The sequence below is a fragment of the Catenibacterium faecis genome (assembly GCF_014306455.1).
Taxonomy (GTDB): Bacteria; Bacillota_I; Bacilli_A; order Erysipelotrichales; family Coprobacillaceae; genus Catenibacterium; species Catenibacterium mitsuoka_A.
Window position 1 is genome coordinate 1 of sequence record NZ_JACRWG010000039.1, and the last position, 24,922, is coordinate 24,922.

Sequence of the window (24,922 nt, forward strand, 5' to 3'; positions counted from 1 at the left end):
CCAGGTGTTCATATCTGTAACTTAGGAACAGGTAAAGGATATAGCGTATTAGAAATCGTTAAGGCATTTGAAAGAGTTAATGGAATCAAGATTCCTTATGAAATCAAGCCAAGACGTGCCGGTGATATCGCAACATGTTATGCAGATCCTACTCGTGCAAAAGAACAGTTAGGATGGGTGGCTGAAAAGACACTTGATGATATGTGCAGAGATACTTGGAACTTTGCAAAGAAACATATGTAATATATGAGTCCCTCAATGAGGGACTTTTTTCATGTATGAAAAAAGCAGGTAGTAAAGCGGATTGCGAATATTCGCTTGATAGGAAGGCGATGAGGTCGTGGAATGCAACATCATTATTATGTAAGTGGATGGAGTAAACTTTACAAAAGCAATACATATGTATCGAAGTAGATATGATATAGCATTATAATATAGAAAAAGATGGAAGCGAGGTGCCGAATATGGCTAGTACAATTCAGGTTAGAGTAGAAGACGAGTTAAAGAGTAAATCAGATGCTTTATTTAAAGATTTGGGTACAGATACAACAACAGCAATCAGAATATTCTTAACACAGGCTGTTGCGACAAATGGATTTCCTTTTGAAATAAAAAGACAGACTGGGTTAAATCCATACGCTCCGATGACTGAGAAAGAGATGCTTGCAAAATTAGAAAAGTCCAGAGAACAGGGAGAGTTCAGGGATGCAGATCATGTGATTTCTGATCTGAGGTCAAAATATGGATTATAAGATTGTTTTAATGAAGGATGCAGAGGAAGATTTTGAAAGTCTTAATCAGTTGACAGACTGTATTTTGAAAATAGAGAGGTTTTATATCTGTGCTTGAAAAAGGGCGACACATATGCAGTAGTAAATAACCTTTTTGGGTTTGGATATACGAAAAAGAGCTGTTACGCTCAAGATAGTAGTAAATACTATCTATTCGTTATAGCCCTTTGTTTTTGAATTCTAGAGGGGAGCATTTATGCTCCTTTTTAAATACTTTGCAGAAGTAATTAGGGTCTTCAAAGCCACATTGATAAGCAATCTCTTTAACGGTTTGTTTCTTATTTGTTAATAGTTCTGCAGCCTTCTTTAATCGGTAATCTAATAAGAATTTATGGATAGTCGTATTGTATTTAGATTTAAAATGAGTTAACAATGTTCCTCTGCTGCAGAAGAAATAATCACATAGCTGATCAATCGTAATAGGTTTACTATAATTCGCAATTAAGTACTGTTTTATTTCCTGGGCAAGATGATCATTCTTGGCCTGAATGCGATTGGTGAGAGAAATGTATTTTGCGCAGATATCACATACATGTGCAAAAGCATATATCTGATCTTCATCTAATATAGTAATATTTGTGACAAGTTGTCTTAATTCTTTTTCATTTTCAAAATAGGGCTTAGATTTATTGATGATTTCAGAATAGTTTCTATATGTTCCTATAACCGCTTGTCCCATCATTAGATAACCAGTTAAAGCACCATAAGAATATAAAGGCATAATTGCTTCACTGAGTCCAAAATGACATTGATAGACGTAAAGTTCGCCAGTCTCTTTTACATGATTCATCGCATTTATATCACATATAAAACAATGATTAGAAGCTTTGCTCTTCTCTATCTCATGGCAGAATTTGGATTTCTCATGAGGGTAAGAAGCCAGTATTTTTTGATTAATGTCAAAGATGGACATATTTAATCCTGAGACAAGATAGAGCTGTTTGAGTATTTTTTCTAAGTCTTCCATGTAAATCACCTCATTACCATTATATCTCAATAAAAGTAAAAAAATACAACATTATACAATATTACCCTATATTATACTCCATTCCATTTCTATTTGTTCTCATATTTTTATAATTATATTTGGAGGATAAAACATATGGAAATGAACAATGAATGGGTCAAAGACCCAAAGGTATTTAATATCAATCGTGAAAAGGCACATGCCTCAATACATCGCTATGCCTCTCTAGGGGAGATGCATACAAATAAGAGTAGTTATATCTATTCTTTAAATGGTAAATGGAAATTTCATTATGCTAATGGGTTTAATCAATTAATTAAAGATTTTTTTAACAAGGATTACAACAGTGATAACTGGGATGAAATCAATGTTCCTGGACATATTCAGTTACAGGGTTATGGAACACCTATGTATGTCAATCAGATCTATCCTTGGTCTGCCACAGAACAAATTATACCAGGAGAGATTCCAGAACATAATCCAATTGGCAGCTATATTACTTATTTTGATAATTCAGTTATTAAGGATAACACGGATGTTTATATTACTTTTAAAGGTGTAGAATCCGCAATGGCTTTATGGGTCAATGGAACTTTTGTGGGCTATAGTGAAGATACTTTTACACCATCACGCTTTAATATTACTTCTTTAATAGAGGAAGGAAACAACAAGATTGCAGTTAGTGTCTATCGTTTTAGTAGCGGTAGCTGGCTGGAGGACCAGGATTTCTGGCGTTTTTCAGGGATATTTAGAGATGTAGAACTAGAAATGGTACCTCATACACACTTGGAAGATGTAAAGATACTTACACATCTTAATGATACATATGATCATGCAGTCGTAGAAGTGAATCCAACTGTTATTCACCCTACAAAGGTTATTTATACTTTAAAATATAATGATGAAATTATTGTGAGTCAAATAAAAGAGGATAGTACATCACTTCAATTTGAATTAGATCATCCTCATTTATGGTCTGCAGAAAAACCACACCTTTATACATTGATTATTGAAGTAATGGATGAAGAAGGTTTAGTAGAATGTATAAGCCAGCAGGTCGGTGTGAGAGAATTTAAAATCATAAATGGTATTATGTGTATCAATGGTCAGAGAATCATCTTCCACGGTGTTAATAGACATGAATTTTCTGCTTATACAGGTAGATACGTATCTTATGAAGAAACAAAACAGGATATCTTAAATATGAAGGCACATAATATCAATGCGTTACGTACATCACACTATCCTAATCAATCTTTCGTCTATGATCTATGTGATGAATATGGACTTTATGTCATTGATGAAGTGAACCTAGAAACACATGGTACATGGAGTGAGTACTTTGACAAGGAACATATTATTCCTGATAATAAGCCTGAATGGTTAGATATTATTCTAGATCGTGCAAATTCAATGTATGAAAGAGATAAGAATCATCCTTCTATTATTATATGGTCTTTAGGTAATGAATCTCACGGAGGTAAGAATCTCTATGAAATGTCTCAATTCTTAAGAAACAAAGACCAATCGCGTGTCATTCATTATGAAGGTATCTTCCATGATCGTTCTTACAACGAGACAAGTGATATTGAAAGTCAGATGTATACATATGTGAAAGATATAGAAAAGTACTTAACTACACATCAGGACAAACCGTTCATTCTATGTGAATATGCGCACTCAATGGGTAATAGTAATGGTGCTTTATTTAAGTATATTGATTTAGAAAAGAAATATCCTCTTTATCAGGGAGGTTTTATCTGGGATTATATCGATCAGGCATTATATCATGATGGAAAACTCTGTTATGGAGGAGATTTTAAAGAAAGACCAAGTGATTATGATTTCTGTGGCGATGGATTAGTCTTTGCGAATCGTAAGAATACTCCTAAGATGCAGGAAGTAAAGTATTGTTATCAATATGTAGATTTCACAATCAATGAACAGGAAATCAAATTAGATAATAGATACTTATTTACTGATTTGAATGAATACACTTTACAGATTGATTTGTTATGTGGCGGCTATGTCATTAAATCACAGAATGTTATTGTTGAATGTGCACCACAACACACAACTACAATCAAGAATCCTTTTGTGGTTGAAGATAACAAAGAATACGCATTGAATATTTATCTAAAGAAAGATAATCAAGTCTATGCATATGAACAGTACATTTATGATTATGAACCTCAAACAGTAAAGAAATCTTCTTTGCCAGTTAAAGTGATAGAAGACTATTTGAATGTTGGTGTAGTAGGGAAGGACTTCAATGTCATCTTCTCAAAACAGAAAGGATTAGTGTCTTATTGTTATCATCAAGAAGAATACATTCGTGTGCCTGTAAAACCAAACTTCTTTAGAGCTTCTACAAATAATGATGTGGAAAATAAATATGGCTATTGCTATGGGGAATGGCTAACTGCAAGTTTATATGCTAAATGTCAATTTGTGAGAGTAGTTAAAGAAGAAACATCATGCAAGATTGAATATACATATGATTTACCTCATTTAGGAGATGAACTACTTTATCTTACATATACTGTATATGGTGATGGAAAAGTAGAAGTAGATATGTCTTATCAGCCTCTTGCATCCAATATTGAAATGCCTGCATTCGGCCTATTATTCCAGTTATATAAGGATATGGAGCATGTCTCATATTATGGATTTGGTCCAGAAGAAAACTATATAGATAGAAATAAAGGGGCAATGCTTGGAAGATATGATTATAATGTCACAGACAACTGTACACCTTATCTCTACCCACAGGAATGTGGCAATAGAACACATGTTAAGGAAGTATTGATTCATGGTGAAAATAAGGTATTATTATTAGAAGGCGATGATTTTGAAATGTCAGCTTTACATTACACACCTTATGAATTAGAAAATGCACGTCATCATGATGAATTACCTGAAGCATATCAGACAGTATTATGTATTAATGAGAAGCAGATGGGTGTTGCAGGAGATGATACATGGGGTGCTAAGACACATGAAGAATTCTTATTAGATAAGAATAAGCATCATCTACACTTTGCATTTAAAGGAGAATAATCAATGAAGTTTATATTTGTAAGACATGGTAAAACACACTTTAATGAAATCAATTTAACACAGGGATGGTGTGATTCACCTTTATCAAAATTAGGCGTTAAACAGGTAGAAAACATGTCTCTGCAATTAAAGGACTATAGTATAAACAAGGCTTATACATCACCACTTGGAAGAGCGGTAGAAACATCAGAGATTATACTTCAAGGTCATAATATTGCGCCTATTTCTGACAAACGTTTAAAAGAAGTGAATTTTGGAATCTTAGAAGGTATTAACACATTATTTGTTAAAGAATTGCGTATAGATGCACCTAATTGGATGGATACGCTCGAAATGGATTATCGCCCATATGAGGGAGAAGATCTCCATGATGTGATTAATAAACATATAGAATCCATTAATGACATCATTGCATCAAGTAAAGAAGATGATACAGTACTTATTGTTGGACATGGCTGTTCACTTTATGGATTAGTTAAAACACTTATGCCTCATGATGAACGTTTAAGATTTCCAGATAATGCGACAGCAATCATAGTGGATTATAAAGAAGGACATTATTCACTCGATACTATTCTAAATGCTGTCTATTAAGTAACATTTCAAGTCATCCTATTATAATAATAAGGAGACAACATGAAGTACGATTTTACAACAATCATTGATAGAAAAGAAAAAGATGCCATGGCCTTGGATGCAGTAGGATCTCAAAAAGGTCATGTCAAGAAACCTACTTTCCCTAAAGAAGGTTTTAGTATTATTCCAATGTGGGTGGCTGATATGAATTTTGCGACAGCACCAAGTGTAATGGATGCTCTCAATAAACGTATCGCACATCCGCTATTTGGTTATTTCTATCCATCTGATGATTATTATGAAGCCATCATGTATTGGCAGAAGACAAGAAACAATATTCATGATTTAAAGAAAGAGTATATTGGTTACGAGAATGGTGTTTTAGGATGTCTAGCAAGTGCCATTCATGCCTTTACAAAGCCGGGAGACAAGATTCTTTTTCATAGTCCTACTTATGTAGGGTTTTCCACTGTATTAAATGATACAGACCGAGTGGCTGAATTAAGCCCTCTTGTAAAGGATAAAGAGGGTGTGTGGCGCATGGATTATCAGGATATGGACAAGCGTATCAAAGACAATAACATTCACTTAGCGGTTTTCTGTTCTCCTCATAATCCATGTGGACGTGTATGGGAAAAAGAAGAACTTGAACAGGCAATGAATGTTTTTAAAGAAAATGATGTCATTGTCGTATCAGATGAAATATGGTCAGACATTGTATTTACGGGATATAAGCATATTCCTACTTATAGTATTAGTGAAGATGCTAAAAGACGCACAATCTCTATTTATGCACCGAGTAAGACATTTAACTTAGCAGGACTTATTGGCAGCTATCATATTATTTGTGATGACTATTTAAGAGAACAGCTCAACAAAGTAGCTACTTCAACACATTACAATAGTATGAACGTTTTATCCATGCATGCTTTAATAGGTGCCTATCGTGAAGAATCTATTGAATGGGTGAATGAATTAAATCAGGTACTTGAACAGAATATGAAATATACCTATAACTTTATTAAAAACAATGTAGAAGGTATTGAAGTATCTCAAACGCAGGGGACTTATATGGTGTTCCTACATTGTGAAGACTACTGTCTAAAGAATCATCTGACTATTGATGAACTTATTCAAAAAGGATGGGATGTAGGTGTAGACTGGCAAAGTGGTGTTCAGTTCCATGATCCATGGGGTATAAGACTCAACATTGCATTACCACATGAATTATTACAGGAAGCTATGCAAAGATTAAAAGAATACGTATTCTAACGTGAAAAGGACAGCCTCTAAACGGCTGTCCTTTAATAATAGGTAAAAAAGGGGCTGTAACGGGTAAATAACTCATTATAGTTTCATAAAAAGCAAAATGCGGACCGTGACCCTCAAAAAAGTGAGACAATTCACCTATTGAGGAGTAATTTGAAAGACTCATGATGCATTCAAAGGGAGTACGAACAGGAAGCTTTCGGCAACGAGTGAAGTTGGAAACAGGGTCATTGCAGTAGCACTTCAGACTATCAAGAGCCACATCCATAGAGCGTCCAAGAATAGTCTTAACCTTTGTGGTGAGTAGAGAATGTTGTGTTTGCTTTGTTTCATAATAGTTTAACTACTAAAAAGGGCTAGAAATGAATATTCATTCATTTCTAGCCACACGATTTTTATCATTTGTCAACAGTTTGATAAAAAATAAAAACCTCCTCAATTTCAAATTGAGGAGGTTCTTCGGCATTTAATTGCCTAATTTCTTCTACTATAGGATTGATTTATAATTGGTGGAGCCTAGGAGGATCGAACTCCTGACCTCCTGCGTGCAAAGCAGGCGCTCTCCCAGCTGAGCTAAGGCCCCAAAGAAATTTTAAATAAACATGGTGGGCCTGAATGGATTTGAACCATCGACCTCACCCTTATCAGGGGTGCGCTCTAACCAACTGAGCTACAGGCCCATGTTTAACAGTTTTAGAAATGGTGGGCCTGAATGGATTTGAACCATCGACCTCACCCTTATCAGGGGTGCGCTCTAACCAACTGAGCTACAGGCCCATTTCTTGACTGCTCACCTATAATACCATGTAGAAATACACTCGTCAACAAAAAAATACATAAAATTAAACAATAAATAAATAAAGTCCCATTTTTAAGGGACTTTATTCGACTTTATTCGTTCTTAATTTTCTTTTAAATGGGCAATATCGATATATGAAGGAATACCATTCTTATAAGTAATAGCGATTTCACCCTGAATTAATGGATATAAGTAATCATAAAGTTCTTGAGTGATATCATTACCTTCTTTAGTAATCCACTCTGCTGGAACTTTCTGTTCTAGGTTCGCAATATCCTGTACATTACTATAGATACATTCTGCAGTATATGGATCATTGCTAGTTCTCTTAACACCCATCATAACATTTGTATGATCAGCAAGTGCTGTTTCTACAGCCTTTTTACCAATAAAGAAAGATTCATCAATATCTACTTTAGAGGCAATATGCATTGCACATCTTTGTAGTACATTTAATTCGATACTTCTTACTTTACATCCAAAATGTTCTTTACAGATATTTTCTAATACCTTACCAGTACCAAAATGGATTGGATGACCAAATGCATCATACTGTTGTGAATCACCACTATCTAAGAAGTTTCCGTTTTCATCATGAATACCTTCACTTACTGCAATCATGATAGAAGACTTTTCTTTGAACTTTTCTTCAATATCCTTCAAGAAACGTTCTTTATCAAATACGACTTCCGGTAAATAAATGAGATCAGGGGCATCATTACATTCAGTTCTTGCAAGTGCACTTGCAGCAGTTAACCAACCTGCATTACGTCCCATGATTTCTACAATAGTAATTGCATCTAGCTTATAGATAGAAGAATCATAAGCAATTTCTAACATAGAGCTTGCAACATACTTTGCAGCTGAACCAAAGCCTGGAGTATGATCTGTACCCATCAAATCATTATCAATAGTCTTTGGAATTCCAATGAAGTGAATAGGGGAATTGATTGTTTCACCATAAGCTGCAAGTTTAGCCACAGTGTCCATAGAATCATTTCCACCAATATAGAAGAAATCAGTGATTTCTAAATCATTAAACTTTTTAAATAACAAGTCGTAAGTGTCTTTATCATCACTTACTGTAGGCAGCTTATAACGACAGCTTCCTAAATACATTGCTGGGGAATGCTTTAATGCATCAATTTTTTCCTCAGAATTAAATGTTGTACCTAGATCCATGAAGTGATCTTCTAATAGTCCCTGGATACCATTAACCATACCATAAATATGAGTAAATCCTTCTTCCTGGCATTGAGTAATAACACCTGCAAGAGAGGCGTTGATGGCAACCGTAGGCCCACCAGACTGACCAATAAAACAATTTTTCGTATTCATTTTATGCTCCTTTTGTATATTTCATCTCCATTTTAACATTAAATGCATTTGATAGAAAGATTTAATAGTAAAAATACAGGGTGATAATTAATTATACTAAAAAGGATACCCCCTAAGGATATCCTATTTGCTGCGGAATTTTATAAAACTAATGAATGCAGCAACAAGTACAATCATTGCGCCTACAAAACCGATGAAGTTTAAAGAAGTGTTTGTATAAACGACTCCACCTAGCCAGGTACCACTTCCAATCCCTAGATTGAAGATAGCTGAGAAAATTGCCATGGCAACAGATGAAGCGGCTGTAGAAACACATCCAATGATTTCAGCCTGAAAGCTTGTTTGAAAAGCCATTGCGGCTATACCCCAGATAGCACATACTAATATGATCATATACATATTGATTGAAGCAGGATATAGAAGGCCTAGAGCACCTGCAAAACCAAATAGAACTGTTTGTACAAATGCAAAACGATGATCATCATAATATCGAGAAAAGAGATAACTTCCTGAAAGTCCAGCAACACCAAATAACATTAATGTGATAGTCACTAGGTGGCTTGGAAATCCAGCAACTCTCTGTAAAAATGGTTCAATATAACTATAAGTTGTATAGTATCCAGTTGCAAAAAGGAATGTAATGATATAAGTAATCATTAGTCTTGAATTCTTGAAAAGTTCTGGAAGCTGATTGATAGAAAATGATTCTGTATTTTCTATCTTTGGGAATACGAATGCAAGATAGACAAGGACTACGAATGAAATGACTGCCACACATAAGAAAGTCATTCTCCATCCAATATTAAGTCCAATCATTCTACCAAGCGGCATTCCAAGAACCATTGCGATAGCAGTTCCGGTAATAATAGCACTGAGTGCTTTTGATTGATGTTCTTTAGATACGACACGGACTGCAAGTGGTGAAGCAATAGCCCAGAAAATAGAATGTGCACAGGCAACACCAATACGTGATACGACTAGAAATGGAAAACCAATGGAAATAACAGAGAGCACCTGGCATGTGGAAAATACAGTAAGTGTGCCTAATAAAAGTTTCTTTGGTTCTATTTTACATGCAAGTAACATAAGTGGCAGAGACAATATTGTCACAGTCCATGAGTAAGCTGTGATCATGACACCTGCTTGTGCTGCTGTCATGTTGAAATCATTGGAAATATCTGTCAACAAACCTATTGGCATGAATTCAGATGTATTTACTAAAAAAGCTGAAATAGTCATACCGATTAACGGAAGCCATTCTTTTAAAGACATTTTTGTTTTCATCTATATAACTCCTCCCCATTTGACTGAAAAATAATAGTATAGTCAGCTCTAGAGTGTCAATGAAAAGAGTGGTAATAGTTTGAATTTTAGTTTTAGTTTGTCAATAGTCTGAGACCAGGGTTATATGCTCTGATCTTTTTTTGCGTTTTCGATATCTTCTCTGATAAGTTTTTTAAATATCCCATTTTAGAATCAACACTATCAAGTTTTTCTATAATATCTGCATCAGTTTTTTTGTTTCTTCTCTACTTTTCTTTCCTCCTTCTTGATTACATTATGCAACAAATCTGTTTGAATAATAATGTATATTGATATGTTAACTGCCTCGACTTAATATTCTGTATTATCTTTTTCCAGTCCTTCTGCATCTGTCCTTGTTGGCACACGCAGGATCAAAACTGCAAATCTGTGAATGTTTTCTATGTGCCTTTATTTTTTTACCTATAGTTGATTTATCTTTTCCAAGAGTAGCAGTGATAGAAGCCTTAGTAGAATCATTTCTCTTTCTGCAAGGGCAAGATGCAGATTCTTATTTGATTTAGCCATGATAATCAACCTTTCATGAAATAGAGAAACAGACATCACAGTAATTATAGACCTGAAGGAGAAAAAATAACTGAAAAGAAGTGAAAGACTAAACGCAACTTTGACCCCCTAAAGTGGAATTTAACTTTTCACTTTAGAGATAAAATACATGATAATAATTAATTATAGTATTTTATTGCATATCAGCGTATAATGGTAGATAAGGAGGATTGAAAGATTATGTCTAAGAAGTATTTATCTATGGATGGTAATACTGCTGCCGCTCATGTTGCATATGCATTTTCTGAAGTAGCAAGTATCTATCCAATTACCCCTTCTTCACCAATGGCTGAACATGCTGAAGAATGGGCTTCACAGGGAAGAAAAAATATTTTTGGCTCTGCTGTAAACGTAGTTGAAATGCAGTCAGAAGCAGGCGCTGCTGGGGCTGTACATGGTGCTTTACAGGGTGGTGCTTTAGCTACTACATTTACTGCATCTCAGGGTCTATTATTAATGATTCCTAACCTTTATAAGATTCAGGGTGAAATGCTTCCAGGTGTTTTCCATGTAGCTGCAAGAGCTCTTGCAACTAGTTCATTAAATATCTTTGGGGATCATCAGGACGTTTATGCCTGCCGTCAGACAGGTATTCCTATGCTTTGTTCACATTCTGTACAGGAAGTTATGGATTTAGCTGGTGTTGCACACTTAACTGCAATTAAAGCAGGTGTACCATTTATCCATTTCTTTGATGGTTTCAGAACATCTCACGAAATTCAGAAAGTAGAAGTTCTTGATTATGAAACTTTAGCTTCATTAGTTGATTATGATGCTATTAAGAAATTTAAAGCAAACGCACTTAACCCACATACTAATCCAGTAGAACGTGGTGGTGCAGATAATGATGATATTTATTTCCAGAGCAGAGAAGCTCAGAATAAGCATTATGATGCAGTTGTAGAAATTGCTGCAGATTACATGAAGAAGATTTCTGAAATCACTGGTAGAGAATATGCACCATTTACATACTATGGTGATCCAGAAGCTGATAGAGTTATTATCGCAATGGGTTCAGTTACTGAAACTATTGAAGATACAATTGATGAAATGGCTAAAGAAGGAGAAAAAGTTGGTGTTATTAAAGTACATCTTTATAGACCTTTCTCTCCAAAATACTTAAAGGCTGTTTTACCAGCTACTGCTAAGAAGATTGCTGTACTTGACCGTACTAAGGAAATGGGTGCTACTGGTGAACCATTATACCTTGATGTATGTTCAGTTATTAGAGATGCTGATACATTAGTGATCGGTGGTCGTTATGGTATGGGTTCTAAGGATACTACACCTCAGCATATCAAGGCTGTTTATGATCACTTAAATTCAGATAATCCATTTACAGGATTCACAATTGGTATCAAGGATGACGTAACTCATTTATCATTACCTGATGTTCATGGATTCCACATCAATTCTGGTGTTACTCAGTGCTTATTCTATGGTTTAGGTTCTGATGGTACTGTATCTGCAAATAAGTCTTCTATTAAGATTATTGGTGATAATACTGATTTATACTGCCAGGCTTATTTCGCATATGACTCTAAGAAGGCTGGTGGAGCAACTCGTTCTAACTTAAGATTTGGTAATAAGCCAATTAGAGCAACTTACTATGTAAATAGAGCAGACTTCATCTCTTGTTCATTAGACAACTACTGCTTAAAGTATGATATGTTGAAGAACTTAAAAGATGGTGGACGTTTCTTATTAAATACTGAATTTACTAAAGAAGAAATCGCTGATTATCTTCCAAATAGAGTAAAGAAACAGTTAGCAGATAAACATGCTAAGTTCTATATTATTAATGCCAACAAGATTGCTGGTGAAATCGGTATGGGTAGACGTACAAACACTATCCTACAGTCAGCATTCTTCGCATTAAATGAACAGATTCTTCCAATCGATGAAGCTGTTACTAAGATGAAAGAAATGGCTAAGAAGTCTTATAGCAACAAGGGTGAAAATATCGTCCAGGCTAACTATAAGGCTATCGATGCTGGTAAAGATGCAATTGAAGAAGTAACTGTAGATCCAGAATGGTCTAACTTAACTGTATTACCATTAAGAAAACCAACTGGTGATGATTACTTTGATAACTTCGTAGCTCCTATCAATGCACTTGAAGGTTATGACCTTCCAACTTCAGCATTCCTAGATAAGCTTGATGGTACTATGCAGAATGGCGTTGCAATTAAAGAAAAACGTGCAATTGCTATTCAGGTTCCTAAGTGGGAAAAAGACAACTGTATCCAGTGTAACCAGTGTGCTATGGTATGTCCTCATGCAACTATCCGTCCATTCTTAATGACTGAAGAAGAAATCAAGAATGCACCAGAAGATATTACTAATGATGTATTAAAACCAATTGGTAAGGGCGTTGAAGGATTATCATTCCGTATCCAGATTTCTCCTGATAACTGCGTAGGTTGTGGATTATGTGCATCTGTATGTCCAGGTAAACGTGGTGAAAAGGCACTTACAATGGTTCCAGTTAAGGAAGAATTAGAACATTCTGCTTTATCTGAATATGTTTACAACAATGTAGAATATAGAGATGACAAGTATCCTACAACTACAGTGAAGGGTGTTGGATTCATGAAGCCTTACTTTGAAGCTTCTGGTGCCTGTGCTGGTTGTGGTGAAACTCCATATTATCGTTTAGCTTCTCAGTTATTCGGTTCTGATATGAGAATTGCGAACGCTACTGGATGTTCATCAATCTATACTGGTTCAACTCCATCTACTCCATGTACTACTGATAAGAATGGTCATGGTATGGCTTGGGCTAACTCATTATTCGAAGATAATGCTGAATTTGGTTTCGGTATGAAACTTGCAGAAAACTACATGTCTAAACATATCTTAGAAATCATTGAAGCAAATAAGAATGATGTAGAACCAGAATTAAAAGAAATTCTTGAAAAATATGAAGCTGTTAAGGGTCAGAGAGTAGAAGAAAAGGCTCTTTATAACGAATTAGTAGAAAAAGTTGAAGCTTCAGCTAATGAACCTATCAAGGAATTACTTGATATGAAGGGTGAATTAGTGACTAAGTCTCAGTGGATCATCGGTGGTGACGGATGGGCTTATGATATCGGCTACGGAGGATTAGACCACGTTCTTGCTAATGATCAGAATGTCAATGTATTAGTTCTTGATACAGAAGTATATTCTAACACTGGTGGACAGTCTTCTAAATCATCACAGGCTGCTTCTATTGCGAAGTTCACTGCAAGTGGTAAGAAGGTTGCTAAGAAAGACTTAGCTCAGATTGCTATGGCTTATGGTCATGTATATGTTGCACAGATTGCTTTAGGTGCTAACCCAATGCAGGCTATTAAGGCTATGAAGGAAGCTGAATCTTATGATGGACCATCATTAATTATTGCTTATGCACCATGTAATGAACATCATATCAAGGGTGGATTAATTAACTCTTCAAGACAGGAAAAATGGGCTGTTGAATGTGGTTACTTCAACTTATTAAGATACGATCCACGTTTAACTGAAGAAGGTAAGAACCCACTTACAATTGATTCTAAGGCTCCTGATTATTCTAAGTTCAGAGACTTCTTAATGAGTGAAAACAGATTCTCTCAGTTAGTTAAGATCAATCCTGAAAATGCAGAAGCATTATTTGATAAGTGTCTAGTAGATGCTAAACGTCGTCGTGCAAGAGCAGAAGCGCTTGCTAAAGATTTTGATGCTGCTGAATAATTCATACGAAAGAGATAGTAGAAATGCTATCTCTTTTCCTTAGTATTTATAACATACCAAAAAGATAGGTATATTGCTTGCTATTTGTATTCATTATTTCTATACTAGGAGTGGGTGATGGATATGAAGAGTGTACTAATAAAAGATACAACAAGAGAAGAAAGAAAAAGAATCATACAAGAAGCATTGGACTGTAATGATTCTGCAGGTTGTGAGAACTGCAGTGGATGCGGCTTGTTTGGGGCTGGAGATCCCTTCGAAATGTATGAAGATTATATAGAAGGTAAAAGAGAAATCAAAGAAATTAATATGGAATTTGTTTCACGCTACTTTGTGAGAGGTTAATCACATCATAATACAAAGAGATGGCATATCATTGTGTGTACTAAAAAAACAGGGATTTTTTTAAATCCCTGTTTTTCTATTTCATGATTTCGTTGTATATATCATCAAGATTTACAACACTTGAACGATCAGTAAATTCAATCTTGATTGGATCATTTTCTTCATATCTTGGAATAATATGAATATGGAAATGATGCACTGTCTGACCAGCGACTTCTTTCGCATTAGTAAGAATATTGCATCCCTTTGCATGCATATTCTCTACAATCTTATTTGCAAGCTTCTGAGCCACTTTCATACAATGTGCCATCACTTCTGGGTCTGCTTCTAAAAAGCTATCATAATGTTCCTTAGGAATAACGAGCGTATGTCCATTAGTAGTCTGTGATAAATCTAAGAACGCAATACAAGTATCATCTTCATATACAACTTTGCCAGGAATTTCCTTAGCTGCAATCTTACAAAAAATACAATTATCCATCATATAAAACCTCCTGTCTTTATTCTAACACAAAAGAGACGCTCTCACGTCTCTTAGTCTACATATTTACTAGAAATTTTCTTGATTTGTTTCTTAACCTTTTTATCTTCAACAGTGAACTTATATTTCTTTAAATAATAAGATTCAATATCTGTTTTCACATCGCCAAGGTTTAATAAGTTTTCAACAATATCATTCTTCTGAGCATTCTTATCAGTGTTGTATACATATACAACTGCATATTTACCAGTACTTAATTTAACTGCTTCCTTATATATACCATCAGTCTTTAATGAAGTAAACTTACTTAAGGCCTTGATGATTTTCTTATCAACAGTAGTTGTAGAACTCTTACTGCATACAAAACCTAAATCAGTAGAACTAGAACTATTTGCATTCATTAAAGCAGTCATTGCATCTGCATTAGTCACTGTCTTTAATGCTTTTAATGCATCAGATTCTTTACTATATTCAACAATCTTTAAATAAGAAACATTATATTTCTTACATACATCATTGAACTCTGTATCTAGATATTTTTCTTCTAATAGTTCAGATTTTGCTTCTGGTACAACGACTTCCTTCTCAAAAGCCTTTGCATTACTATAACCCTGATTCTTTGCATAAGTTTCAAAAGAACCAGAATATTCAGCATAACGATTCTTTTGTTCCTTTACTTTTGCATCAATTGCATCCTGGTCAGTAATCTCTTTTGCAGTGATCTTATTGTAAGCTTCATTTAATACTTCATTGGCACCATAGTTGTCTAATAAGTATTCATATAAACCTTTCTTAGTCACACTTACATCACCACTGATTACTTCTGTTGAACCATCCTTTACAGAACTTGTATAACCGTCTTTATCAGCAGTCACAATATAAGCTGTAATCACTCCTACAACAAGGACAATCGCAATGACAAGTAATGCAATCATTTTCTTAGTAAGTTTAAAAGGTTTCTTTTCAACTTCTACTTTATGGATCTGTTTGTATTCTGCCATTCTCATTACTTCCTTTCTGCAGCTCTAGACTTTAAGCCTTCTTTAATTGCTTCATTGACTGCTTTTTTAATCTTTGCATCTTTATATTCAATATCATAAGTCTTGAATGCAAGATAAATGATGTAATCATCATAAGTAAGTAATGGAGACTGGATAGTCACATTCTTTAATTTCTTCTTAATCTTTTCTTTACTAGTAGAAGTACACTTTAAGATATAATAACCATCAGTACCTGTTAATACATCAGAAGTCTGTCCCTCAGTTAAAGAGAAAGCTGCTTCATTAATTGTATTACCATAAGTATTTGTTAAGTTACTTGTAGTATCTACAACACCTAAAGAACCTTTTGCACTCTTAGTCGTAGAATCATCTGAATAACTCTTAGCAACATCACCGAAGCTCTTACCATCCTTTAATAATTCCTGCACTTCTTCTAACTTCTCTTTTTCAGAATCAGTAGGATTAGAAATATCAGAAACAGAAATCTTAATCATAGAGATCATACGAGGTGTGGCAACCTTATAATAATCTTCAAATACAGTATCATAATGTGTCTTTACATAGTGTTTTACTAATTCTGCATACTGTAAAGAATACACAAGCTTCTTCTTATATTCACTTTCACTTGCATAACCACCACTCTTTAAATCACTCTTAAACTGTTTTTCATAAGAATTTTCACCATACTGGCTCTTATAAGAATTCTTAACACTATCAAGCATATCCCTTGCATTATCTTTCATATCACTTGTAATAGGATATTGTTTATTGATCAACTGATCAAGAACATACTGGAATGCTGCTGACTTACCTGAACTAGTAGAAATTAATGTATCATAAACATCATCTGCATAAACATGACCTTCACTAGTTGAAGCCACTACGCTCTTTCCATCTACAGTTTTACCACCACAGCCACTTAGTAATAAAACACTCGCTAAACATAGCGCCGCTATTTTTTTGGCTTTCATACGTACCCTCCTTGCGTAACATATATATTATACATGGTAGGTGATTTTTTTCAAATAATTACCCATGTTTCACATAAAAAGACATAATTCTTTATCATATTATTTGAGGTTGAACGTTTAATCTTTTATAATGATTCTCGAGGTGAAAAAAAGATGTCAGTTTTGAGTATAAAGGATCTTCATGTTGCGATTGGCGACAAGGAGATTTTGAAGGGAATTAATCTAACAATTAATACAGGAGAAACACATGCATTGATGGGTCCTAATGGAAATGGGAAGTCAACATTATTAGGTACAATCATGGGTCATCCTAAATATAAAGTAACTCAGGGTACAATCACATTAGATGGTGAAGATGTTCTTTCTATGAGTGTAGATGAAAGAAGCCGTAAAGGATTGTTTTTAGGAATGCAGTATCCACAGGAAATCCCAGGTGTCACAAACTCTGATTTTCTCCGTTCTGCAATGAATGCAAGAAGAGAAAAACCATTAAGTCTTTATCAGTTCATTAAGGCTATGGATCATGCCACAGAAGATTTAGAAATGGATGGTAATTTAGCTCATCGTTATTTAAATGAAGGGTTCTCAGGTGGAGAAAAGAAACGTAATGAAATTCTTCAGATGAAATTACTAGAACCTAAATTCGCATTATTAGATGAGATTGATTCAGGTCTAGATGTTGATGCGTTACGTATCGTCGCTGATAATATCAATGAGATGAGAGAAACAAAAAAGGAAGACTTTGGTCTAGTTATGGTTTCTCACTATGAAAGATTATATGAATTAGTAAAGCCTACACATGTACATGTATTAGTAGATGGAAACATTGTAGTAGAAGGTGGCTTTGAACTAATTGAAAAGATCAACAATGAAGGATATGAATGGGTAAAGAAAGAATTAGGCATTGAACTCCAAAAAGAAGACGAAGACGTTGTTTCTATCGGGGTATGTGGCCATAAGGTGACAAGCAATGTATAGTTTTGAACACTATATTCATTTTGTGGATGGGAAGGTAATAGAAGATAATCTTCCTAAAGAAGTTGTTGTGAATGATACAACAATCACATTCAAGTATGGAGAACCCATTCAGCTTCATGTAGTGGTAGATGTAAAGAATGAAATGTCACTACATTATGTATTTGAAGACAATGTCCATGCAGAAGTGATTGAAACAAGACATGTTGAAGAAAACGGTGTATTAAATCGTACATTTACTAACGGCGCTTATTCACATGTTAATTTCTTTAATGAAAATGAAGGAACAGGAAAGAATACTTATCTCGATGAAGGACATTCTTATCATGATAGTATGCTTCAGCTTGGCTATTCTGAATTATCTGATGCTTCTATTGAAGCCTCTTATACATTTGAATTAGATGGTGAAGGAGCAGATGTCAGATTAAGAATGGCGGCTTTATCGAAGGATAAAGAAAAGAAACATTATAAGGTGCATATAAAACACAATGCACCCCATACTACTGGTATCATGGATAACTATGGTGTTGCGAAAGATGAAGCACATCTTGTGATTGATGGTATTGGTACAATTACAAATGGACAGAATGGTTCAGCATCACATCAGACAAATAAGATCATTGTCTTTGATCCAAAATGTTATGCAAGTGCAAATCCATTCTTATATATTGACGAATATGATGTCCAGGCTTCTCATGCAGCTGGTGTAGGGAAGATGGATGAAGAACATCTTTATTATCTACAGTCACGTGGCTTGACTAAACGTCAGGCTATGCAGCTGATTACTTATGGTTATTTAATGCCAGTAGTCGAAGTTGTAGATAATCAGATGATTAAGGAACGTTTTGAATTGGCGTTATCAAAGGTAGGTGCTTAGTTATGTTAAATAGTAAGGATATAAGAAAAGACTTTCCAATGTTGGATGGAAAGACACTCATGCATGGCAAGCCACTGATTTATTTTGATAATGGTGCGACTACATTAAAGCCTCAATGTGTGATTGATGCAGTATGTGAATATTTATCTAGCTACTCAGGAAATGCCCATCGTGGAGATTATGATTTATCTCATCAGGTGGATGTTGCTTATGAAGAAGCGAGAGAAGTGGTTCAGCATTTTATTCATGCTAAAAGAAAAGAGGAAGTTGTATTTACAAGTGGTGCAACAGATTCACTTAACTTAATTGCGAATGGTTATGCCAAAACACATTTAAAAGCAGGCGATGAAATTCTCTTGAATGTGGCAGAACATGCCTCTAATACATTACCTTGGTTTGATGTAGCAGAGGAAACAGGTGCTGTTGTGAAATATATTGAACTAGATGAAGAAGGTCGTATGACATTAGAAAATGTCAAGAAGGCTGTAACAGAGAATACAAAGATTATTTCACTTGCGATTGTGACAAATGTATTAGGTTATGAAGTTCCTATCAAGGAAATCACAGAATATGCTCATTCTAAGGGTATTATTGTGGTGGCAGATGGGGCACAGAGTGTACCACATATTGTCACAGATGTTGTACGTGATGATGTGGACTTCTTAGCTTTCTCAGGTCATAAGATGTGTGGTCCTACAGGTGTTGGTGTTCTTTATGGTAAATATGAGTTATTAGAAGAAACAAAGCCTACACGTTTTGGCGGAGGATCTAATTCACGCTATAACAGCTGTGGACTTGTCACACTAAAGGAACCACCTTATAAATTTGAAGCAGGTACACCTCATATTGAAGGTGTGATTGGCTTAGGTGCAGCTGTTAAATACTTACAGAGCATCGGTATGGAAAATATCCGTAAAAGAGAATTAGAATTACGTCATTATGCAATTGAGAAGATGTCTCAGTTGGATAATGTCACTGTATATAACCCAAACTCAGAAGGGGCTATTGCTTTTAATATTAAAGATGTCTTTGCGCAAGATGCAGCCAGCTTATTTAATACTTATGGTATTGCAGTAAGAGCTGGTGAACATTGTGCAAAGATTCTAGACGAGTTCTTAAAAGTAAGAACAACTTGTCGTGTCTCTTTCTATTTCTATAACACTGAAGAAGAAATTGATCAGTTTATTGAAGCGTGTAAGAAAGGAGATGATTTCCTTGATGCATTCTTTGGATGATCCAATGATCATGAGAGAAATTATTATGGACCATTATCAGAATCCTAGAAACCATGGACTTGTAGATGATGATTCATATCAGAAAGTCAATATGGATTCAAGTACATGTATTGATGACATTGATGTCCAGGCTAAGTTTAATGGTGATGTAGTAGAAGATGTACGTTTTGATGGTGAAGCATGTGCCATTTGTACTGCCTCTACTTCTATCATGACTGAACTAGTTAAAGGAAAGACAAAAGAAGAAGCAGCGCATATTGTAGATAACTATATGCATATGATTTATGAAAAAGAATATGATTCAGAACTTCTTGAAGAAGCGATTGCGTTTAAGAATACGCATAAGCAGGCCAATCGTATTAAGTGTGCGACTCTAGGCTGGACTGGATTCTTAAAATTATTAGAAGGAAGCGAGGAATAGAGATGGCTATTGAGAATCTTAATATTCCACAAGCTGAAGTGATAGAAGATCATCCTGATGAGGATGTATCTGTCTTCAAGACACCTAAAGGGTTAAATGAAGATATCGTTAGAGAAATATCAGCCATTAAAGAAGAACCAGAATGGATGACTGAATACCGTATCAAGTCATTAAAACAGTTCTTAAAGATGTCAATGCCTAAGTGGGGTGTTGATTTATCTAAGATGGATTTTGATGATTATACATACTATAATCGTCCATCAGATACTAAAACAGATAAATGGGAAGAAGTACCAGAAACAATCAAGAATACATTTGATCGTTTAGGTATTCCTGAAGCAGAACAGAAGTTCTTAGCAGGGGCAAGTGCTCAATATGAATCTGAAGTTGTTTATCATAATATGCTTGAAGAAGTCAAAGAGAAGGGTGTTATCTTCTTAGATATTGATTCTGGATTAAAACAATATCCAGAAATCTTCAAGAAGTATTTTGATACTGTTATTCCATATTACGATAACAAGTTTTCTGCATTAAATGGGGCTGTCTGGTCAGGCGGATCATTTATTTATGTACCACCTCATACTAAATTAGATAAGCCATTACAGTCATATTTTAGAATCAATTCTGAACGTATGGCACAGTTTGAAAGAACTTTAATTATTGTAGATGAAGGATCAGATATCCATTATGTAGAAGGATGTACAGCACCTTCTTATTCTAAAGATTCACTTCATGCTGGTGTTGTAGAAATTATTGTCGGCAAGAATGCGCATTGTCGTTATACAACAATCCAGAACTGGTCTAAGAATATCTATAACTTAGTTACACAGCGTGCAAAAGTTATGGAAGGTGGATCAATGGAATGGGTAGATGGTAACATCGGTTCACTTGTTACTATGAAATATCCTTGCTGTGTTCTTGCAGGAGAAAGAGCCAAGGGTACAGTTATTACTATTGCGGTAGGAGATAAAGGTCAGATCATTGATTCTGGGGCTAAGATGATTCATGCAGCACCTCATACATCAAGTCAGATCATTTCCAAATCTATTGCCAGAAATGGTGGTAAGACAAACTATAGAGGACTTGTCCGTCATAACAAGAATGCGTATGACTGTAAGAGCAAGGTGGAATGTGATACATTAATTCTAGATAAGATTTCTACAAGTGATACAGTACCTACGAATATCATGGCCAATAATGATTCTATTATTGAACATGAAGCCACTGTATCTAAAGTATCAGAAGATCAGCTCTTCTACTTAATGAGCAGAGGTCTCACTAAAGCACAGGCAACAGAGATGATTGTTATGGGCTTCATTGAACCATTCAGCAGAGAATTACCTATGGAATATGCTGTTGAATTAAATCAGCTTATTAAGCTTGATATGTCAGAAGATGCTATTGGATAGAAAACAGATGATTAAGAAACGTCTCGCTTTAGAAGAAGAGACGTTTCTTTCTTATTCAAAAAGAATTGCTTCTTATCTAGAAGAAATGCCTGCATTTAAGAATGCGAAAAGAATAGGATTTTATATGTCTTATCGTCATGAAGTGGATACACTTCATGTGATTGAGAAATATATACTAGAAAAGGAAATCTATGTGCCAAAATGTGTAGGAGATGAATTAGATTTCCAAAGAATATATACTATGGATGATTTAAAAGAGGGTGCTTTTCACATATTGGAACCTTCTACTAATGAACATATGGATGTTAAAGATTTAGATGTGATTGTAGTACCATTACTTATGTTTGATGCAAATCATAATCGTATTGGCTATGGCCGAGGTTTTTATGATCGTTGTTTAAAAAAGACAGATGCTCTGACGATTGGTTTAGCATTTGATTTCCAGGAAGTAGAAAATACTCATCCTCACTCACTTGATGTTCCACTTAGTTACATAATTACACAAAAAGGTGTCTTCTAAGGCACTTTTTTATAGTAACAAAGGGATAAATTTGATATAATGAATATGATTATGAGGTGTTTTATATGGAAAAAAATGTTGTAAAGAATATTCTCGCAGACATTGATCTGCGTCAAAATCTAATAAAATTAAAAGGGTCAATGACAGCTGTTGATACATTAGATGGACCTATTGTAGAAAAATTATGTGATTGTTTATCTCATGAAGATCCTAAGGTAAGAAAAAATGCGGCATTACTACTTGGATATACTAAAAATTCTATGATGGCTTCTGTTCTTTTAGATGCTTATAAGAATGAAGAAAAGGATTTTGTAAAAGATGCTTATTTAAAAGGTATGAGTCATTATGATTGTAAGCCTTATATTAAGGAATTACAGGAAATCCAGAATGAACTCATGAATTCAGAAGTAGTAGACAGCAAGCATATCAAAGCACAATTAAAGGTATTAAATCCGATGATTCGTTCTTATTCTTATCATAAGAAGAAATCAATCCGTTTATTGCATAAAGAAGTCGATGTTATTCTTACAACACTTCCTTATTATCAATATACACTTTTTGAACAGGTGAAGCATTTACGTTATAAACCAGTCGGACAGGGCGTATTAGTCCGTACAAAGGCTATTTATGACCTTCTAGGCTTACGTAATTATAGAGAAATGATTTTCCCATTATCAGGTTGTTCAGGACTTGCTCAGGATGGGCATTTAATTGGTAAACGTATTGCGCAAAGTAACTTGGTAGACGTACTACACCGTTTATATGATGCAGAAGGATGTTTCTATTATCGTTTGGTTGATCAAATGAGAGAAAAGAAATCAGCTGTTATCAATGATGTAGTTCAAGAACTCATTGAAGAAATGCCTTCACACTTACAGAATGTAACATCTGATTATGATATTGAAATACTTATTAGAGAATTAAAGCCAGGAACAGTGAATGTTTACTTAAAGTTGAGTTCATTAGACAATCCACGCTTTAATTATAGACGTGAAATTATTTCTAATTCGATGCAGCCTTATGTAGCAGCAACACTTATGGAAGTGGCTAAACCATATATGGGCATGCATTCTCGTGTATTAGATCCATTCTGTGGTAGTGGTGTTACACTTATTGAAAGATGTATGGCTAAACCAGTTAAGTTTGCGATGGGGTTGGATATTTATGGAGAAGGCTTAGAAGCAGCTAAGAAGAATGCGATTGCAGCTAATCAGGCTATTCACTTTGTAAATAAGGATGCCAACCGTTTTGTGAATAATGAAATGTTTGATGAAATCTTTACTGATATGCCTACCTATGCACAGATGAAAGATACACGTGCTTTAAAGAATCTTTACGATAACTTCTTTAAACGTATTCACAGACACGTTTTACCAGGAGGGTATGTATTCATCTATACAACTGAAATATCTCTTGTAGAGAAGAATTTAAGACTAAATTCAGACTATCTTACACTTATAGAACATTATGATGTACCTAGAGGTAAGACAATGGCTTATTTCTTCATCATTCAGGTAAACAAATAGAGGTCCAATAGGACCTCTTTTACTATCTAAATAAATAACGATAACCTTGCCAGAACCACTGTTTTACAGTTTCTGGATTATCTAAATAAAAACGTACACCAAATGCAAGTGCTACTAATATAATCACAAGTAATACTAATAACACAAAAGTCTTAATAAAAGTCATCACAGGATGTGATTTCTCTTTATACTTTACCTTAGTTTTAGTACGTTTAGGTAAAGAATGTGATCTCTTATGTTTCACTTTAGTCTTAACAACTTTTTTAACTTCAGGTTCTTTTTCTTCCTGTTGAATAGAATTCTCTCTCTTAGTGTCTTTAATAGAGTCATCTTCATCATCAAATGTGAATCTTTGCATACTATCACCTCTCTGCTTTAATGAATATAGTCTCTATTAGAGTATTTGTCAAATTAAAAAATGCTCTCATGACACAATAAAAGCTCTTGAATAAGGAAAGCAAATGTATGTGTCATTGAGAGCGGCCTTAAACAAGAGCCTTTAAAATGTACCCATTACTAGGTACAGTTAAATTGTAATCGTTCTTATAACAAAAAGCAAATAAAATACAAAAAAACTTGGAGAAATCAATAGAAATTAAAAAAAGCGTCATTTAATCAAATATACCTACATATAAAACTCTAAAAAAGTTTCTATTTTCTGTGTCAACCGAAATTGATAATGTCCCAAAAATAATCAAACATTAGCACCACAACGGTGCTTTTGTTTTGCAGCATAATTCGCAAAGCTGTTTTTTCTCCAAGGATGATCCATTGGAGG

At 34.7% G+C, this 24,922-nt stretch carries 21 protein-coding genes and 3 tRNA genes; 14 read left to right on the forward strand and 10 right to left on the reverse strand.

Annotated features, from left to right (window positions below; all coding sequences use genetic code 11):
• On the forward strand, window positions 1-243 hold a 243-nt coding region (locus tag H8909_RS08980), incomplete at its 5' end, for a GDP-mannose 4,6-dehydratase (protein WP_187012584.1).
• 221 nt (window positions 244-464) lie between these two features.
• Window positions 465-752, forward strand: a complete 288-nt coding sequence (locus tag H8909_RS08985; protein ID WP_022425842.1) for a type II toxin-antitoxin system RelB/DinJ family antitoxin — start codon at window positions 465-467, stop codon at window positions 750-752.
• 196 nt (window positions 753-948) lie between these two features.
• On the opposite strand, the gene H8909_RS08990 is transcribed toward H8909_RS08985, so the two are convergent.
• On the reverse strand, window positions 949-1,758 hold the full coding sequence (locus H8909_RS08990; protein ID WP_187012585.1) for a PocR ligand-binding domain-containing protein: 810 nt from the start codon (window positions 1,756-1,758) through the stop codon (window positions 949-951).
• A gap of 135 nt (window positions 1,759-1,893) precedes the next feature.
• On the opposite strand from H8909_RS08990, the gene lacZ reads away from it, so the two are divergent.
• From lacZ to H8909_RS09005, 3 genes are read left to right on the forward strand one after another with little or no spacing between them, the layout of a single operon-like run.
• Window positions 1,894-4,818, forward strand: coding sequence for a beta-galactosidase, LacZ type (lacZ, locus tag H8909_RS08995; RefSeq protein ID WP_187012586.1), 2,925 nt, complete (start codon window positions 1,894-1,896; stop codon window positions 4,816-4,818).
• A 3-nt stretch (window positions 4,819-4,821) separates the two neighbouring features.
• Window positions 4,822-5,412: a histidine phosphatase family protein gene (locus tag H8909_RS09000; RefSeq protein WP_187012587.1), complete on the forward strand. Its 591-nt coding sequence runs from the start codon at window positions 4,822-4,824 to the stop codon at window positions 5,410-5,412.
• Between the two features lie 42 nt (window positions 5,413-5,454).
• Window positions 5,455-6,666 carry a MalY/PatB family protein gene (locus H8909_RS09005; RefSeq protein ID WP_187012588.1) on the forward strand — a complete coding sequence of 404 codons (1,212 nt, stop codon included), beginning with the start codon at window positions 5,455-5,457 and terminating at the stop codon, window positions 6,664-6,666.
• Window positions 6,667-7,170: 504 nt separating this feature from the next.
• On the opposite strand, the gene H8909_RS09010 is transcribed toward H8909_RS09005, so the two are convergent.
• The 5 genes from H8909_RS09010 to H8909_RS09030 form a co-directional block, all read right to left on the reverse strand.
• A tRNA-Ala gene (locus H8909_RS09010) sits at window positions 7,171-7,246 on the reverse strand.
• A gap of 20 nt (window positions 7,247-7,266) precedes the next feature.
• Window positions 7,267-7,343: transfer RNA gene (locus H8909_RS09015), tRNA-Ile, on the reverse strand.
• Between the two features lie 20 nt (window positions 7,344-7,363).
• Window positions 7,364-7,440, reverse strand: a tRNA-Ile gene (locus tag H8909_RS09020).
• Window positions 7,441-7,564: 124 nt separating this feature from the next.
• Complete coding sequence (locus H8909_RS09025; protein ID WP_022424161.1) at window positions 7,565-8,800, reverse strand: 6-phosphofructokinase; 1,236 nt, start codon at window positions 8,798-8,800, stop codon at window positions 7,565-7,567.
• A gap of 123 nt (window positions 8,801-8,923) precedes the next feature.
• Window positions 8,924-10,084 carry a sugar transporter gene (locus H8909_RS09030; protein WP_187012589.1) on the reverse strand — a complete coding sequence of 387 codons (1,161 nt, stop codon included), beginning with the start codon at window positions 10,082-10,084 and terminating at the stop codon, window positions 8,924-8,926.
• Between the two features lie 765 nt (window positions 10,085-10,849).
• On the opposite strand from H8909_RS09030, the gene nifJ reads away from it, so the two are divergent.
• Window positions 10,850-14,383 carry a pyruvate:ferredoxin (flavodoxin) oxidoreductase gene (gene nifJ / locus H8909_RS09035; RefSeq protein ID WP_187012590.1) on the forward strand — a complete coding sequence of 1,178 codons (3,534 nt, stop codon included), beginning with the start codon at window positions 10,850-10,852 and terminating at the stop codon, window positions 14,381-14,383.
• A gap of 117 nt (window positions 14,384-14,500) precedes the next feature.
• Window positions 14,501-14,728, forward strand: a complete 228-nt coding sequence (locus H8909_RS09040) for a hypothetical protein (protein ID WP_006506429.1) — start codon at window positions 14,501-14,503, stop codon at window positions 14,726-14,728.
• Between the two features lie 76 nt (window positions 14,729-14,804).
• On the opposite strand, the gene H8909_RS09045 is transcribed toward H8909_RS09040, so the two are convergent.
• Genes H8909_RS09045 through H8909_RS09055 form a run of 3 tightly spaced genes read right to left on the reverse strand, consistent with a single transcriptional unit; the run spans window position 14,805 to window position 17,181 of the window.
• Window positions 14,805-15,209: an HIT family protein gene (locus H8909_RS09045; protein ID WP_129981728.1), complete on the reverse strand. Its 405-nt coding sequence runs from the start codon at window positions 15,207-15,209 to the stop codon at window positions 14,805-14,807.
• 53 nt (window positions 15,210-15,262) lie between these two features.
• The gene (locus H8909_RS09050; RefSeq protein WP_238928257.1) at window positions 15,263-16,210 is read right to left on the reverse strand and encodes a hypothetical protein; all 948 of its coding nucleotides are present in this window, start codon (window positions 16,208-16,210) and stop codon (window positions 15,263-15,265) included.
• 5 nt (window positions 16,211-16,215) lie between these two features.
• The gene (locus H8909_RS09055; RefSeq protein WP_187012592.1) at window positions 16,216-17,181 is read right to left on the reverse strand and encodes a peptidylprolyl isomerase; all 966 of its coding nucleotides are present in this window, start codon (window positions 17,179-17,181) and stop codon (window positions 16,216-16,218) included.
• A gap of 153 nt (window positions 17,182-17,334) precedes the next feature.
• Between H8909_RS09055 and sufC the strand changes: the two genes are divergently transcribed.
• From sufC to H8909_RS09090, 7 genes are all read left to right on the forward strand, one after another.
• A complete protein-coding gene (gene sufC, locus H8909_RS09060) occupies window positions 17,335-18,159 on the forward strand; it encodes a Fe-S cluster assembly ATPase SufC (protein ID WP_187012593.1) in 825 nt (274 codons plus the stop codon).
• Window positions 18,152-19,033, forward strand: a complete 882-nt coding sequence (locus H8909_RS09065; RefSeq protein ID WP_187012594.1) for a SufB/SufD family protein — start codon at window positions 18,152-18,154, stop codon at window positions 19,031-19,033. The genes sufC and H8909_RS09065 overlap by 8 nt, the downstream gene beginning before the upstream one ends.
• A 2-nt stretch (window positions 19,034-19,035) precedes the next feature.
• Complete coding sequence (locus tag H8909_RS09070; RefSeq protein ID WP_187012595.1) at window positions 19,036-20,268, forward strand: aminotransferase class V-fold PLP-dependent enzyme; 1,233 nt, start codon at window positions 19,036-19,038, stop codon at window positions 20,266-20,268.
• The gene (gene sufU / locus H8909_RS09075; protein WP_187012599.1) at window positions 20,252-20,689 is read left to right on the forward strand and encodes a Fe-S cluster assembly sulfur transfer protein SufU; all 438 of its coding nucleotides are present in this window, start codon (window positions 20,252-20,254) and stop codon (window positions 20,687-20,689) included. Before H8909_RS09070 ends, sufU begins: the two co-directional genes overlap by 17 nt.
• A gap of 2 nt (window positions 20,690-20,691) precedes the next feature.
• A complete protein-coding gene (gene sufB, locus H8909_RS09080) occupies window positions 20,692-22,098 on the forward strand; it encodes a Fe-S cluster assembly protein SufB (protein WP_187012596.1) in 1,407 nt (468 codons plus the stop codon).
• A complete protein-coding gene (locus H8909_RS09085; protein WP_187012597.1) occupies window positions 22,091-22,618 on the forward strand; it encodes a 5-formyltetrahydrofolate cyclo-ligase in 528 nt (175 codons plus the stop codon). The genes sufB and H8909_RS09085 overlap by 8 nt, the downstream gene beginning before the upstream one ends.
• Before the next feature lie 65 nt (window positions 22,619-22,683).
• Window positions 22,684-24,144, forward strand: a complete 1,461-nt coding sequence (locus H8909_RS09090) for a hypothetical protein (protein WP_187012598.1) — start codon at window positions 22,684-22,686, stop codon at window positions 24,142-24,144.
• A 22-nt stretch (window positions 24,145-24,166) separates the two neighbouring features.
• Here the strand turns inward: H8909_RS09090 and H8909_RS09095 are convergent, their stop codons facing one another.
• The gene (locus H8909_RS09095; protein ID WP_117458379.1) at window positions 24,167-24,502 is read right to left on the reverse strand and encodes a hypothetical protein; all 336 of its coding nucleotides are present in this window, start codon (window positions 24,500-24,502) and stop codon (window positions 24,167-24,169) included.
• Window positions 24,503-24,922: the final 420 nt, after the last annotated feature.